The following is a 15,474-nucleotide window of genomic DNA, read 5'->3' as shown; positions in this document are numbered from 1 at the left end:
GAAAGACATGCATAAAAAGGATATCGCAAAGGAAATGTTACGAAAAAGATCGAATCTGTCGAGTGAAGAAGCGCTACGCTATCAAAGCGTGATTTATGAGACATGTTTGGGTGTGTTAAAAACTGCACGTCATGTCGGAATCTATGTATCGTTTAATGATGAAGTCGACACCCATCACTTAATTCAAACACTCCTTGATTCAAAAATTAGAGTTTCGGTTCCGAAAATTGAGGGAAGCGTGATGAATTTTTACGAAATTGAAAGCCTAACACAATTGGAACCGGGACACTTTGGAGTCCATGAACCGATTACTAGGGCATTAACAAACCCTGATTGTATTGATTTTATGATTGTGCCACTTCTTGCATTTAATCGAAGCGGATATCGTGTGGGTTATGGTAAAGGTTATTACGATACATACCTCAAGGATATTAATCCTTATAAAATTGGTATTGCCTATGACTTCCAAGAGGTTGCCATAGAGTTTCAAGAAGGACACGATATAGCCTTGGATGCAATCGTAACAAATGAAGGGATAATTCATGTTAAAAAGTAAAACATTTAAATTTAGTGTCGTGATGTTTGTGGTCTTTTGGTCACACTCATTTCTCTATACACAGTTTGTACCCTATCTAACACATGTTGGGTACTCATCTTCAGAGCGAGGCTTCTTATTGGCATATTTTGCGATAGTTGGAATGCTCGGACAAATTCTTACAGGCTATCTGTCAGATCGTTATGGAACCATAAAGAAGTTTTTTATTTTCTTTACACTCATGCTTGCAGCCAGTGGCTATTTGTTTTACCACTTTGAAGCTAAGAACTTTTGGGTTCACTTGGTTCTACTTGGATTTTCAGGAGGCCTCATCCGTGTTTTAGGAAGTTTTTTTGAAACGTGGGTCTTAGAAGTTGATGGTTTATTTGATAAATTTGGTTTGATTCGTGCTCTAGGTTCTTTAGGATGGGCATTGGGTTCTCTTCTAACCGGTTATCTTATCGTGAACTATAGCTATGATATTGTTGGGATTGTTGCCGCAATCTTTAGTATCATTCTTGTATTCTTATCGTTATTTCTTGAAGATGCGACAAAAGTTGAAACGACAAATCTTAAGTTGTCAGATATTGGTGAACTCTTTTCCAATCGAAATTATGTCATCTTAATTGTCGTATACTTCATTACTTATTTTGTTTATAATGCGGATTCCATCACTGTTACAGAATTGATTCTTGAATTGGGTGGCGATGCCCAATCTATTGGCGTGAAATGGTTTATTCAGGCTTTAATTGAACTTCCAATTCTATTTTTGGGTGGAAGGTTACTCCTTAAATATAAAGGCCGTAATTTAATGTTATTTGCTTCCATTGTCATGTTAATTCGTTTCATGCTTTATGGATTGGTTACGGAGGTATATCATGTTTATCTGATTACCTTACTACAATGCATTACGTTCCCATTAATTCTTATTACTCAAAAAGATTTAGTGTATCGTGAGGTACCACCACGTTTGCGCTCATCGGGTCAAATGGTGGCTGTTTCAATGACGATTGGGTTGTCCGCAATCGTGACGCCAATCCTTTCAGGCTACTTAATGGAAATCATGAGCGTCAAATCCACGATTATGGTTATGGGAGCAACCATGATCATTCCAATAATCCTAATGAAACGATATCAGGCACAAAATTAAAAACTCAGCAGTATTTTCAGATACTTTGTGATAATTCATATCGTATTTGCATATTTTCTGTTAGAATAAGTATATTGAAAGAGGTAATTCTATGAATATTGTTCAATTAACATCGGAATCTATTCGCGAACTACGTCAAAAGCGAGTAAGTATCATGAAAAGTATGATTGATGATCAAGATGGATCATTGCTTGTACTGGGTGGTTCTTTCGCGGGTGATGATAGACAACGCAATGTCGTTTCATATGCGGTCTTCACAATCTTTTTTGAGTTGTGGGAGCGTTTTAATATGGAATCGTGGTCCTATACATTCGATGCTGAAGGTTTAATCTTCTATATTAAATTAGAAGAAGATGCTAAAGGCATTAAGGATACGATGATTCATTATGAAGATCATCATCCATTAGGATTCGCAATTGATGCAGAGGTTTATTGTAAAAATCAAGCATGGACTCGCTCATCACTTGGATATGCAGAACGTTTGGATGAGTATTATAAGACACCGTTAAAAGAATTAATGGATGACATTGTAGAAGATCCTAAGTATATCGATAATTATACAAAACGTGTTGAAGGTTATATTGTTAAAGGTGATAAACAAACGATACTTTCTAATATCTTAGTTTATGGTTATGTTTCTGCATTTACCAAACAATTAGGATTTGGTATGTATGGTCCTAACTATAAGGGTAGCAATGATCAAATGAACTTTGAAAAATTCATTCATTTGGTTCGTGCTTATAAAGATGAGGTTCATCGCATCTTCTCAGTAAATTCAAACAGTGTTCTGGATATTTATCATTTCCAAGAAGAAGTACAAAGTAAAATTCAACGTGCTGTTTTAAATCAACAGTCGTATCAGTATACTGTATTCATGACAAGTATTGTGATGTTTGGATTTATTAATTCTCGTGGTTATGCAGATATTACAAAACAAATTAAGAAGTTTGCTGAAGGATTCGAACATCATGATCTCTTGAAAGAGGATCCAAAACGTTATGGAATCATGCAAAATGGAATGCGTGAAGTCTTTAACCAATATGTACCATTCTTACAAAAGAACAAGTCAATTATGTCGACACAACTTTATATTATGAGTCGTCATGACGATCAGGCAATCTTATTACATAATGGCGAACAAGCACTTCTTAAAGTTCAGTTCTTATCTAAGAATTTAATCTTTAAAGAAGATAAATGGCCGGAGTTGGATAAATTCTGTACTTCAGGATATATTTATCCTCATGATGCGACAACGCTTCTTGCGGTAACATGTATGTTGGATATTATGCAACGTTACTATTTAAAAATTAAAATGTTATTTGATACACAAAATTATTAAAGGGAGGATTTATGGATTTTTTAGATGAGCTTAAATGGCGAGGATTAGTCAAGGATGTGACTAACTTTGAGAATTTGAAGAAACGATTGGAAACACCAGTAGTATTGTATTGTGGGTTTGATCCGACGGCAGATTCACTTCATGTAGGGCATCTTCAACAGCTCGTTTTATTAAAGAGATACCAAATGCAAGGACATCATCCAATTGCGCTCGTAGGGGGTGCTACAGGGATGATAGGGGATCCACGTCCGACTACAGAACGTTCAATGCTTACAGAAGAAGATTTGCAAAAGAATGTTAAAGGAATTGGAAACCAAATCGAATCAGTTTTATCATCAGACAATAACCCTGTTAAAATTCTAAATAACCGTGATTGGCTCGGAGAAATGACGACATTAGACTTTTTAAGAGACTACGGTAAATACTTTAGCGTCAGCAACATGCTTGCAAAAGATACCATTGCGAAACGCTTAAGTACGGGAATTTCATTTACTGAATTTACATATACAATTCTACAATCGATTGACTTCCTTCATCTTTACAAGGAACACAATGTTGAACTCCAAATTGGTGGTTCAGATCAGTGGGGAAACCTTGTAAGTGGAACAGACCTTATTCGTAAGATTGAAGGATCCGAAGTTGAAGTTTATGGTATTACATCACACCTCATTATGAAGGCTGACGGAACAAAATTTGGTAAGAGTGAAGGTCAAAATATCTGGCTTGATCCAGAAAGAACAGATGCTTATACTTTCTACCAATTCTTCATTAATACATCAGATGAAGATGTCATGGATTTCATGAGACGCTTGTCCTTTAAATCATACGAAGAAATCATGGAAATTGAAGCATCATTCAAAAACGAACCGCATCTTCGTCTCGCTCAAAAAGAACTTGCTAAAGAACTTACAGAGCTTGTGCACGGTAAAGAAGGTCTCGACTCAGCAATGAGAATGACTGAAGCACTCTTTTCAGGAGATGTTCAAAATCTATCAGTATCTGAATTAAAACAAGCATTTGCAGGCAATGTCGTCATTGAAGTTAATGAAGATAAAAACATTGTCGAAATGCTCGTTGATACTAAAATTATATCCAGTAAACGTGAAGCTCGCGAATTAATTCAAGGCGGCGCCATCCGTGTTAATGGAGAAGTTGTAAAAGACTTAGAGTTTATGATTACCAAGGATAATGCAATCGGTAAAGAAATTACTGTTATCCGTCGTGGTAAGAAAACATATCATCTTATTAATCATGTGCTATAATAATTTTTGAAGAGGTGTCCTATGAAGAAAATCGGATTATTTATTTTGGTTGCTATCCTTTTAACAGGATGTACATCAGGAAAAGACAAATTACATCAAGAAAAATTGAATAAATATGAGTCATTATACCAATCAGTATTAGATAATGATGATTTTGCTTCTAAATCAAAACACTTTGATCTAAGAGCTAAGATTGAAAAAGAAAGCGACGGTACGTATAAGTATCAAGTAATCATTGATAACCCAAGGGTAGCGATGTATGATATTTCAATCATTGTAGTAGAAGATACTAAAGATATAGCTCTTAATAAAGAAATGATGGTGACATCTGGAGTTTTTGAAGATAAGGTAAGTATGATTCCGAATCAAGCTCGAGAAGATGCAAAGTATGGAAATGGCATTTCACTTGTTCGTGATCAAACGACCAATCCAGAAGTTAATCTTAAGATACTTGTGACATGGAAGAGTTTTAACCGTATCGAAACATATAAAGAATTTGTAATGATTCCACTTAAGTATGAGGAACCCAAACCAGAAGTTGTTCCAGAAGAACCTGAAACAACAACGGAAGAAACTCCTGCAGAAGAAACTGTGGAAGAAACAGTTGAAGAGTAAAAGTTAAAGGACAACCCATTGGGTTGTCCTTTATTTATTTGAGTTTAAAGCTTCGAGACGATTCTTTTGGAATTCATATTCCAATTGTTCGTGATAGCTTGTTTTTAATATAATTGCCTTAATGAGTTGATCTAGGTCGCTATCTTCACGATAGTCGGCTGCCTTAAAGTAACGAATACGCTTATCTCTCATCATATTGTAGGATTTGGTTTTATCCTGTTTAATGGGATCATAAACCGCAATGGATTGCCCTCCATTATCATTAACAAGTTTCATACAAGGGATATCTGTGTCACTATCACCAATATAGACAATATTCCTAAATGGAACGCGATGTTCACCATCTTTGTATTTTTCGTTAACACTGGGTGAATTAATATCTAAAACACCTTTCTCAATTCTAAACAAGAATTGTGTTTTGTTTGTATAGTTGATGGCTTGTGCTGGCCATACTGCAAGACCATTTTCATAATAAAATGAACTTGCATATATCTTTCTAAAGACATTATTTTTACCTAAAACGGTCCCCTCAATCATTTCTTTAACCCCTGAAGAAATAATATAGTGTTCAATAACAATGTTATGTTCTTTTCCATATTGGTTAATTCGTTCAAACCATGTTTCCACACCTGGGAAAAGTTCTATCTTTGAACCATAGTCCATTAATAGTTCTTTCGTGAGTGGGGTAGATGGGCTTGAGTGTTTCACCATCTGAAACATGTAAGCGAGGTTGGTATCCATATCATGATCTTGTGCAAGGCCATTGGTTTCTTTCCAAAATTCTTGAACATCATATCCGACTGATTGGATAAAGCCTTGAGCCTGCATATCATCTGGGGTGAGTGTCTTATCAAAGTCGTAGCAAATTGCTATAACAGGTTGATCTTCTATTTTCCTTTTCATAATTCCCTCCGTTACTGATATTCTACCACAATTGAAACAATTATGTGATATTTCTACTTTGATGTTTTGTGTATGAAATGAGAGAATGATTCGATGTTACGGAGAGGCATAAAAATAGACTGAAACCCAATCCTTTAAGGAAGGGGACTTCAGTCTTAATATCAAGATTAACGGTTGTAGAATTCAACAACTAATGCTTCGTTAAGTTCTTGGTTTAATTCGCTACGTTCTGGTAAACGTTTGAATTCACCTTTCATCTTATCTGCATCAAATGTTACATATTCAACAGTTCCTACTGATGCTTCTAAAGCATCTTTGATGGAAGCCATTGAACGTGATGATTCTTTAACTTCAATTGTTTGACCTGGTTTTACTTGGAATGATGGAATATCAACTTTCTTTCCATCAACTAAGATATGACCGTGGTTAACTAATTGACGTGCACCACGACGTGTACGTGATAAATTCATTCTGTAGACAACGTTGTCTAAACGTGATTCTAACATGAATAAGAAGTTATGACCTGTAACACCTTCGAGTTTCACAGCTTTTTTGTATGTATTAAAGAATTGTTTTTCTGTAATTCCATAAGTATAACGAATACGTTGTTTCTCACGTAATTGTAAACCGTAGTTTGATAATTTTGGACGGCGTGCTTTACCGTGTTGTCCTGGAGCATAGTCACGACGTTGTAGTTCTTCACCTGTTTCAAGGATTGAGTAACTTAAACGACGGGATTTCTTCCAAACTGGACCTTTAATTCTTGCCATATGAATGACCTCCTATATGTCATAGTCAGGTTACAAATTATTCTTAGTTGAGTTTACCTAAAACCGTTTCCTCATTCAGCGAGAGTACTTTGGTCACTGCCGCGTGGCAAACACTTGGCTAACAACTTTGTATGCTGAGCATAATGACGCTTCTATAATATACCGAAATTGCCTTTGAAAGTCAATTAAAGTTATTACACAATTTTACTGAATATGGTACAATTACATCAATGAGGTGACGTTATGAACTTTGAAGTTATTTTTAGTATCTTAAATCAATATAAATATTACTTTATCATTGGTTTTGCAATCTTGTTTTTGGTAATTATTTTTGCAACGCGATCCTCTCGCAAAAGAAGTTTGAGAAAGCAATTTGAAGGCGTTGAGATTCAATATAATGAACTCATGAGTATTCCTATTTTATTCAAAATCAACAAAGCGTTAGGGCTTGCTAAATTGAACCCTAAAGTTGATGAAAAAGTTAAGGAATGTAAAGTTTCTTTTGATGATCTTTCTAAGTCTCAAGAGCGAATTGTAAGCTTACTTGCAGATACTGAAGATGCGCTTGCTTATGGGAAATTAAAAGAATCTAAAAATCTTATCGAAGAGCTCGATGAGTTAGTGGCCTACACATTAGAACAAACAACAATCTTAGATTCAAAACTTGAAACACTTTTAGAACAAGAAACGCAACAACGTTATGAGATTACACAACAAAAAGAACGTTTTAGAAAACTAAAACTTACAGCACAGGAGCGTTCCTCCGTCCTAGGAAGCAGTATGGATGCTCTTGATGAACAAGTTAAGGAAATCGAACATCTCTTCTCTGCGTTTGAAGAATGGATGTATGCATCTGATTTTACAAAGGCACATGAAGTGAGTGAAGATATTTCTGAACAAATTCAACTCTTTGAAGATCGTGTTAATGGGATTCCTAAACTCTATGAATTTGCGAAAGGTTTGATTCCGCAACTCTTAGAAGAAGTATCGAAACTATTCCAAGGTGTTCGAAGTAAAGGGGTCTATGTTGACCACTTAGAGGTACCTAAGAATATTGGTGTCTTATCTGAAATTTTACGTGATGATTTAATTGGTATTGGTCAAGGTGAAATTATTAAGACCAAAGAAAGTCTGTTGAACAGTCAAAAACGTCTTGAACAAATTGCCGGTCAAATTCAAAAAGAAGATAAAGCTTTCAATGAAGTTAACGATCAAAGTGTTCTAGTATTTGATGCGATTGATTACTTGATGAATGAAATCATCAAACTTCATGAAAAGAGTTCAGTCTATGAGAAACGCTTTAATTTTGAAGGACTAGAAGCATCAATGGCAGAATATCGCCAACAAATTGATGGATACCAAGAGCTCCGACTTAAAATAGAACGCATGATTGAAGAAGAACAAATTCCCGCATCAACCATTCTGATTTCGGTTAATGAGTTGGGGCAAGATGTCACCATTCTTAAAAATCAATTTGAAACAATGAAACAAACAATTGATCAAGCAAACAGTGATGAAGTTCGTGCCGAGAAACAGTTATTAAAATTGTATCTCATCATCAATGATGTCCAAGTGCGTATTAAGAAACGTTCATTACCTTATATCTCTGAGAAATTTGAAGAGGATGTAAAAACTGCACTAACTTATACACGAAATGTAAGCAGCTTATTAAAAGCTGAAATGGTTAATGTTAAAGAACTTAATCATTCAGTTGATGAAGCAATCGATTATATCTATAAACTCCATAACAATGTTAATAATCTTGTGGGTGTTGTAGATATGTGTGAAAATGCGATTGTTTATGCCAACAAATTTAGAGCCTATGTACCTGATATTGATTCCGAATTAACTCGAGCAGAGTTAGCATTTAATAATGGTGAATACACACAAGCTCTTTCAACTATTATTAATTCAATTGATCGTTACAAACCAAACACTGCTTATGAGGAGATGATTCGAGACAATGCAAAAAGTGCACGATAAACCAATATATTTAGATTATGCGAGTACAACTCCTATAAGACCTGAAATTATTGCTGATGCTCATAAAATACAACAAGAGTTTTTCGAAAACGCTGACTCACTTCACTATGGGGGTCAGCGTGTTTCTGACCTTGTGACGAAATCACGTCAGTATTTAGCAAAACAATTTAATGTATTACCACAAGAAGTGATCTTTACTTCGGGAGCTAGTGAATCGAATAGTGCTGCAATAAAAGGGATTGCGTTTGCAAATAAACATTTAGGAAACCACATCATTACATCAAAAGTAGAACATAGCTCAGTCATGGGAGCGTGCAAACAACTTGAAGATGTTTTTGGATTTGAAGTTGATTATGTGGGTGTTGATGAAACGGGTAGTGTTGATCTTCATCAACTTAAACAATTAATTCGTAAAGATACCATCTTAGTTGCACTTCTCGCAGTCAACAATGAGGTGGGAAGCATCAACGATATTCAAGAAATTACAAGTATTGTGAAAAAGAATCCCAATACCTATCTTCATATTGATGGAGTTCAAGCGTTAGCACGTCATGATTTTGAATTAAAGCAAATTGATTCTGTGTCGTTTTCAGCACATAAAATATATGGTGTTAAAGGAAGTGGATTGTGGATCTTAAAAGCCCACACACCATGTCTCCCACTTATTAATGGTGGACAGCAACAATATGGCAAGCGCGGCGGTACTACGGATAACGTGGCTGCTATCCTTTGGGCTAAGACCTTAAGACTTGCACTTGAAGACTCAAAAACGTATTATAATCATGTTCAAGAGCTCTCTAACCTTTTATATGAAACATTTGAAAACGAACCAGGAATTGTATTGAATTCTTCACGTCTTGGATCACCCTACATTTTTAATATGTCAGTTTTAAATGTTGGTTCTGAAATTATGATGAATGGACTGAATGCAAAGGGAATTGCTGTATCAGCACAGAGTACCTGTAACTCTCAATCGTTAAAGCCATCACATGTGTTGATGGCAATGGGCGCTAATGAGAAACGTGCACTCTCTTCAGTAAGAATTAGTTTATCACATCTTACGACTCGTGCTGAAATTGAAAAAACAATAGAAACAATCATGGAGATTAAAAAATATGTACAACACGAATTATGATTATATCGTTTGCCGTTATGGTGAACTATCCACTAAAGGTAAAAATAGAAAGAACTTTATTGCTTGCTTGACACGTAATGTTCGTGCGCAATTGAAAGACTTTCCAGCACTAACCTATCAAGAAACTTATGATCGTCTTTATATTACATTAAATGGTGAAAATGGGCTTGAAGTCAGTGAATCACTTCGTAAAGTATTTGGCTTAAGTTCTTTCTCACTTGCTATGAAATGTGAGCGTGATCTTGATGTCATTGCGAAACTTGCGACTGATCTTATTCAAGAAGAAGAGGGTAAAACTTTCAAGATTATGGCACGACGTCATGATAAGACATTCGAGCATATCTCAGATACAATTAACCGTCATGTAGCTACATCAATTCTTCAAAATACAGAATGGAAAGTAGACGTTAGACAACCAGACGTAAAAGTTATTGTTGAGATTCGTAGTGATAGTGCTTATGTTATGCTTAAAAAAATTGAAGGTGCTAAAGGTTATCCTGTAGGAATTCAAGGAAAAGCAATGCTTATGTTATCTGGTGGAATTGATTCACCTGTTGCGGGCTACCTTATGATGAAACGTGGCGTTAAACTTGAAGCAATTCATTTTGCATCACCACCATACACTTCAGCAGAAGCGCAAAAGAAAGTAACGGATTTAGCACAACAACTTACGGAATATCAAAATGAAATTAAAGTTCATATTGTACCATTTACTGATGTACAACTTGAAATCTATAAAAAAGTTCCTGAAAGCTATGCAATTACAATTATGCGTCGCTTCATGTTACGCATTGGTAATGAACTTGCAAACCGTCGTAATTGCCTTGCAATTGCTAACGGTGAGAGCTTGGGTCAAGTTGCCTCACAAACGCTTCATAGTATGAAGGAGATTACAAATATCCCATCACTTCCTATTTTGCGTCCCCTTATCACATATGATAAGATTGAAATAATTGATCTGGCAAAAGAAATTGATACATATGAAACATCAATTTTACCATTTGAAGACTGTTGTACAATTTTCACACCAAAGAAACCAACAACAAAGCCACATGGTGATAAAATTGAACGTTATGAATCTGCTTTTGATATTGATGCTCTTGTAAAAGATGCAGTAGATCGTATTGAAACGCTCACTCTCAAACGTGGCGAAGTAGAAAACACAGAAATGTTCTTATAGGAGGAAATTATGGCTTTTGATACACTAACAAATCGATTACAAGATACGTTTCGTAATATGACAGGAAAGGGGAAACTGTCAGAAAAAAATATTAACGATGCTCTCAGTGAGATTCGTATTTCCCTATTAGAAGCTGATGTTAGCTTAGAAGTAATTAATGAACTTCTTGATCATACCCGTAAAGAAGTAGTGGGTATGAAGGTTACGCGTGATGTCGAACCATCACAAATGTTTGTTAAAGTAGTTAATGATAAATTAATTGAAATTTTAGGAACTGAAACAGCAGAACTTGAATTTAAGTCAAAACCAGGCGTTATGATGATGGTTGGTTTGCAAGGTTCAGGGAAAACAACTTCAATTGCTAAAATAGCAAACAAACTAACTAAAGATGAAAATAAAAAGGTTTTACTTGTAGCGGCTGACCTTGCACGTCCTGCAGCGATTGAACAATTGAAAATCTTAGGACAACAAATTGGTGTTGAGGTCTTTGCGAAGATGGATTCTACACCGGTAGAAGTTGTATCGGAAGCATTAGCATATGGTAAAGATTTTGATGTTATCTTGATTGATACCGCGGGTCGTTTACAAATTGATGACGAATTGATGCAACAACTTGTTGATATTCAAGCATTATCGAAACCAGATGAAATCTTACTGTCTGTTGATGCAATGAGTGGGCAAGATGTTATCAACGTTGCCAACGGGTTTAAATCAAAATTAAAGCTAACAGGTTTAGTGGCTACTAAATTTGATGGTGACTCAAGAGGTGGATCCATCCTGTCTGTTCGTTACTTAACCCAAGTTCCAGTTAAATATGTTGGGGTTGGTGAAGGTATTGATGAACTTGAATCATTCCACCCTGACCGTACAGCATCTCGTATTCTTGGAATGGGTGATATTGTAAGTCTTGTTGAAAAAGCTCAAGAAAAGATGGATGTTGAAGCTGCAGAAAGATCAGCTGAACGTATGATGAAAGGGCAATTCACATTAGATGACATGCTCGTTCAACTCCAACAAGTATCTAAAATGGGCTCAATGTCTGGATTAATGAAGATGATTCCAGGGGCTAACAAGTTTGCAAACCAAATCGATGACAATGATGCAAATGAAAGCTTAAAGAAAACTGAAGCAATGATTTTAAGTATGACACCTGCAGAACGTCAAGATCCATCAATCATTCGTTCAACACGTAAGCGTCGTATTGCAAATGGAGCAGGTGTTTCCACAACAGATGTTAACCGTCTTCTCAATCAATATGACAAGATGAAAAAACAAATGAGAATGTTCTCAAGAATGTTTTAGTTAATTTCATGATATTCCTTGATTAATATTAGAAATTATGTTAAATTTAATAGGCTAAAAGCACTCCGGTTCCGCTGATAGTATGTTCATGAGTCGGTTTAAGATAGAAGAAGGAGTTATTGTATGGGATTAAATTTAGTTAATGATATTACGAAATCTCAATTACGTAACGATATTCCTAGTTTCCGTGCGGGTACAACAGTTCGTGTAGACGTTCGTATCCAAGAAGGTGGAAAAACACGTATTCAAGCATTTGAAGGTGTTGTTATTAAACGTGAAGGTTCAGGGATTGCTGAAACATTCACAGTTCGTAAAATTTCATCCGGAATTGGAGTTGAAAGAACATTCCCTGTTCATTCACCAATTATCGATAGCGTAACAGTAGTACGTCGTGGTAAAGTTCGTCGTAGCAAATTATACTACCTACGTGAACGTTCAGGTAAATCTGCGCGTATTAAAGAAATTCGTTAATAGCCGTATTTATACGGCTTTTTCTTTATGAAAGAAGGCCAATTATGATAGAAAAGAAAGATGATCGTTTTTTAAAAACAATTAAAGAGACAATAAAGACAGTAGCGATTAGTTTACTTATAGTAATCGTTATTACTCAATTTATTGCGCGTCCTGTTAGAGTTGAGGGCGATTCTATGTACCCGAATCTTCAGAATCATGAAGTCGGCTTTTCGAATATCTTTGGAGCTTCTCATAAAACATACAAACGTTTTGATATTGTGGTTGTTTATTTAGAATCACAAGATAAATATATTGTTAAAAGAATCATTGGTTTGCCAGGAGAAACAATTGAATATCGTGACGAACAACTATATATCGATAATAAACCTGTAGCGGAACCATTCCTAGATACGCCATACTTCCAAAAAATGGTAGAAAATGATCAAGCATTTACGCCTGATTTCGGACCGTATAAGATTCCAGAAGAAGAGTTTTTCTTAGTGGGGGATAACCGCCCGCGATCCAGTGATTCCCGTAATAACGGAATTGGATCATTCCACTATAAAAATATTGTAAGTAAGGATGTATTTGTATTATTTCCATTGAATAAAATTAGAAAAGTAGGTCATTAAATTATGAGTCAAGTACATTGGTACCCTGGTCATATGGCCAAGGCGATGCGGCTCATTGAAGAACAAGTTAAAATTGTCGACTTTGTTATTGAGTGTCGTGATGCACGTGCTCCGATTTCAACCAGTAATCCTGCATTGAATCGAGTATTGAATCAGAAAAGACGCCTTGTTATATTAACAAAAAGTGATTTAGCAGAGCCAGGCCAAAATGAAAAGTGGGTTAAACATTTAGAATCTGAAGGACATGTTGTGTTACTTCTTGATGTTCTGAAGGACCCTGTTAAAAAGTTAATTTTAGAAAAAACAGAAATAGTGATGAAAGAAAAATGGGAACGAGATAAACGTCGTGGTATTAGACCGCGTCCTGCTCGTGCTCTTATTGTTGGTGTTCCTAATGTTGGGAAATCCAGCATTATTAATAAGATTGTTTCAAAAAAAGCAGCAAGTGTTGAAAATCGTCCCGGTGTGACACAAGCCTTAAAACTGGTTAAAGTATCAGATAAGCTAGAGATTGTTGATACCCCTGGAGTCTTGTGGCCTAAATTTGAAACGGAAGAAATGGGAATTCATATTGCATTAATTGGGTCCATTAAGGAAACAGGATACCCGCTTGACTTAGTGACTGATTTTGCTAAGGATTATTTTATCGAAGCAATGCCACAAGCACTTATTTCAAGATATCAGTTGGATGGATTTGATAATTTCTATGAACAAATCGCTCGTTTTAGAGGTATGTTGGAAGCCAACAATCTTGAAGATATTGAGAAAGCAAAGCTTCATTTCTTAAGTGATGTACAAAACGGGAAAGTAGCACGGATTACATGGGATCGCTTGTAAAAGAGTTTGAATCTAAGTATTGGTGTAAGAATGAATTGGTTGTAGGAATTGATGAGGCAGGTCGTGGACCCATGGCAGGACCTTGTGTTGTTGCTGGAGTCGTATTTCCTATTGGATTTGATCATGACCTCATTAATGATTCAAAAAAGCTTTCTTCTAAGAAACGTGATGAACTGTGTGAACTCATTAAGGATAATGCCCTGTGGTATGCAATTGAGGTGGTGGATGTTGAGGCGATTGATTCTCACAACATATACCGTGCAACACAAATGGGTATGGAATTAATTACCAACACCAGTCCTGCAGCTGTCAGCCTCACGGATGCGATGCCACTTACTGAAGTTAAAATTCCGTTTGAATCTATTATTAAAGGTGATCAGCGTTCAATATCGATTGCTGCAGCGAGTATTCTAGCGAAAACCTATCGAGATGAACTTATGGTTGAATACGATAAGATCTATCCAGAATATGGCTTTGCCCAGCATAAAGGATATGGTACAGCAAAACATAAAGAAGCAATCCTAACTTATGGTCGCTGTCCCATTCATCGTAAAACATTTACTTTTAAAGATGAGTTTCAAATATCGTTTGATATTTAGGACTTATCTTTTTTAATCCTCAATTATTAGGGGTGATAAAAATGAAGTATCTTAGTTTAGCTATCCTTTATAATGGAGACTATTTTAAAATAAGAAAACATGTAGAACTTGGTAAACAAGTTCCAGAGTTTAGTTATGATGGTAAGTATGTAGAATATGGTGATGAAAGATATCCGGCAGCACTTTATCAATGTGAGTATCCTCCGTACGTTCTTTTTTATGAAGGAAACTTAGATTTATTAAACAATCCTGCGGTGGCTGTCATTGGAAATCGAAAACCGAGCGAATATAGCTTGAATGCAACTGCGAGTCTTGTGAAATCGTTGCGTTCGAATTGCGTGATAATTTCAGGTCTTGCATATGGCATCGATATTGAAGCACATAAAAATGCTCTTGATTTTAGTAGTGTTGCTGTGTTAGGGTGTGGAGTAGATGTATGTTATCCAAAAGGACATCAAAATGTCTTCGAAGAATTAAAAGCAAATCATCTCGTACTTAGTGAGTACCCAAAAGGTGTCCATCCGCAGCGTCATCATTTTCCATTTCGAAATCGAATTATTGCGGCACTAAGTAAACAAATTTATGTAATGAGCGCTACAATAAAAAGCGGAACACTTGGAACAGTTGATGAAGCGTTAAAGCTGAACCGAGAAATAATATGCTTGCCTCATCAGATTAATGACCCTACTGGAAAAGGGTGTAATTATCTTATAGAACAAGGTGCGAGTATGTTGACAAATTTAAAGGATTTATCCAATATATAAATAATAAGGGAGTGT

At 35.8% G+C, this 15,474-nt stretch carries 16 protein-coding genes; 14 read left to right on the top strand and 2 right to left on the bottom strand.

Going from position 1 to position 15,474, the window contains the following annotated elements; genetic code table 11:
* Positions 1–7: 7 nt before the first annotated feature.
* The 5 genes from H9L01_RS09625 (at position 8) to H9L01_RS09605 (ending at position 4,901) form a co-directional block, all read left to right on the top strand.
* Positions 8–556 carry a 5-formyltetrahydrofolate cyclo-ligase gene (locus H9L01_RS09625; protein WP_187533738.1) on the top strand — a complete coding sequence of 183 codons (549 nt, stop codon included), beginning with the start codon at positions 8–10 and terminating at the stop codon, positions 554–556.
* Positions 543–1,685, top strand: a complete 1,143-nt coding sequence (locus H9L01_RS09620; protein ID WP_187533737.1) for an MFS transporter — start codon at positions 543–545, stop codon at positions 1,683–1,685. Before H9L01_RS09625 ends, H9L01_RS09620 begins: the two co-directional genes overlap by 14 nt.
* A gap of 91 nt (positions 1,686–1,776) precedes the next feature.
* On the top strand, positions 1,777–3,024 hold the full coding sequence (locus H9L01_RS09615) for a citrate lyase holo-[acyl-carrier protein] synthase (protein WP_187533736.1): 1,248 nt from the start codon (positions 1,777–1,779) through the stop codon (positions 3,022–3,024).
* An 11-nt stretch (positions 3,025–3,035) separates the two neighbouring features.
* Positions 3,036–4,286 (top strand): tyrosine--tRNA ligase, encoded by a 1,251-nt coding sequence (tyrS, locus tag H9L01_RS09610; protein ID WP_187533735.1) that lies wholly within the window; start codon positions 3,036–3,038, stop codon positions 4,284–4,286.
* Positions 4,287–4,307: 21 nt separating this feature from the next.
* Entirely contained in the window at positions 4,308–4,901 is a 594-nt protein-coding gene (locus tag H9L01_RS09605) for a hypothetical protein (protein WP_187533734.1), read from the top strand.
* 30 nt (positions 4,902–4,931) lie between these two features.
* On the opposite strand, the gene H9L01_RS09600 is transcribed toward H9L01_RS09605, so the two are convergent.
* A complete protein-coding gene (locus tag H9L01_RS09600; protein ID WP_187533733.1) occupies positions 4,932–5,804 on the bottom strand; it encodes an HAD family hydrolase in 873 nt (290 codons plus the stop codon).
* A gap of 167 nt (positions 5,805–5,971) precedes the next feature.
* Positions 5,972–6,574, bottom strand: coding sequence for a 30S ribosomal protein S4 (gene rpsD, locus H9L01_RS09595; RefSeq protein ID WP_187533732.1), 603 nt, complete (start codon positions 6,572–6,574; stop codon positions 5,972–5,974).
* A 243-nt stretch (positions 6,575–6,817) separates the two neighbouring features.
* On the opposite strand from rpsD, the gene H9L01_RS09590 reads away from it, so the two are divergent.
* The 9 genes from H9L01_RS09590 (at position 6,818) to dprA (ending at position 15,459) form a co-directional block, all read left to right on the top strand.
* On the top strand, positions 6,818–8,557 hold the full coding sequence (locus tag H9L01_RS09590; RefSeq protein WP_187533731.1) for a septation ring formation regulator EzrA: 1,740 nt from the start codon (positions 6,818–6,820) through the stop codon (positions 8,555–8,557).
* Complete coding sequence (locus H9L01_RS09585) at positions 8,538–9,692, top strand: cysteine desulfurase family protein (RefSeq protein WP_187533730.1); 1,155 nt, start codon at positions 8,538–8,540, stop codon at positions 9,690–9,692. Before H9L01_RS09590 ends, H9L01_RS09585 begins: the two co-directional genes overlap by 20 nt.
* Positions 9,673–10,872, top strand: a complete 1,200-nt coding sequence (gene thiI / locus H9L01_RS09580) for a tRNA uracil 4-sulfurtransferase ThiI (RefSeq protein ID WP_187533729.1) — start codon at positions 9,673–9,675, stop codon at positions 10,870–10,872. Before H9L01_RS09585 ends, thiI begins: the two co-directional genes overlap by 20 nt.
* Positions 10,873–10,881: 9 nt before the next feature.
* A complete protein-coding gene (gene ffh / locus H9L01_RS09575; RefSeq protein ID WP_187533728.1) occupies positions 10,882–12,174 on the top strand; it encodes a signal recognition particle protein in 1,293 nt (430 codons plus the stop codon).
* A gap of 123 nt (positions 12,175–12,297) precedes the next feature.
* Positions 12,298–12,645 (top strand): 50S ribosomal protein L19, encoded by a 348-nt coding sequence (rplS, locus tag H9L01_RS09570; RefSeq protein WP_187533727.1) that lies wholly within the window; start codon positions 12,298–12,300, stop codon positions 12,643–12,645.
* 44 nt (positions 12,646–12,689) lie between these two features.
* On the top strand, positions 12,690–13,259 hold the full coding sequence (gene lepB, locus H9L01_RS09565) for a signal peptidase I (protein WP_246449017.1): 570 nt from the start codon (positions 12,690–12,692) through the stop codon (positions 13,257–13,259).
* 3 nt (positions 13,260–13,262) lie between these two features.
* Positions 13,263–14,096: a ribosome biogenesis GTPase YlqF gene (ylqF, locus tag H9L01_RS09560; protein ID WP_187533726.1), complete on the top strand. Its 834-nt coding sequence runs from the start codon at positions 13,263–13,265 to the stop codon at positions 14,094–14,096.
* Positions 14,081–14,695, top strand: a complete 615-nt coding sequence (locus tag H9L01_RS09555; RefSeq protein WP_187533725.1) for a ribonuclease HII — start codon at positions 14,081–14,083, stop codon at positions 14,693–14,695. Before ylqF ends, H9L01_RS09555 begins: the two co-directional genes overlap by 16 nt.
* Positions 14,696–14,736: 41 nt before the next feature.
* The gene (dprA, locus tag H9L01_RS09550) at positions 14,737–15,459 is read left to right on the top strand and encodes a DNA-processing protein DprA (protein ID WP_187533724.1); all 723 of its coding nucleotides are present in this window, start codon (positions 14,737–14,739) and stop codon (positions 15,457–15,459) included.
* Positions 15,460–15,474 lie beyond the last annotated feature (15 nt).

Source organism: Erysipelothrix inopinata (genome assembly GCF_014396165.1).
GTDB lineage: Bacteria > Bacillota_I > Bacilli_A > Erysipelotrichales > Erysipelotrichaceae > Erysipelothrix > Erysipelothrix inopinata.
The sequence above is the reverse complement of the archived record's forward strand: the minus strand, read 5'-3'. Positions and strand labels throughout refer to the sequence as shown.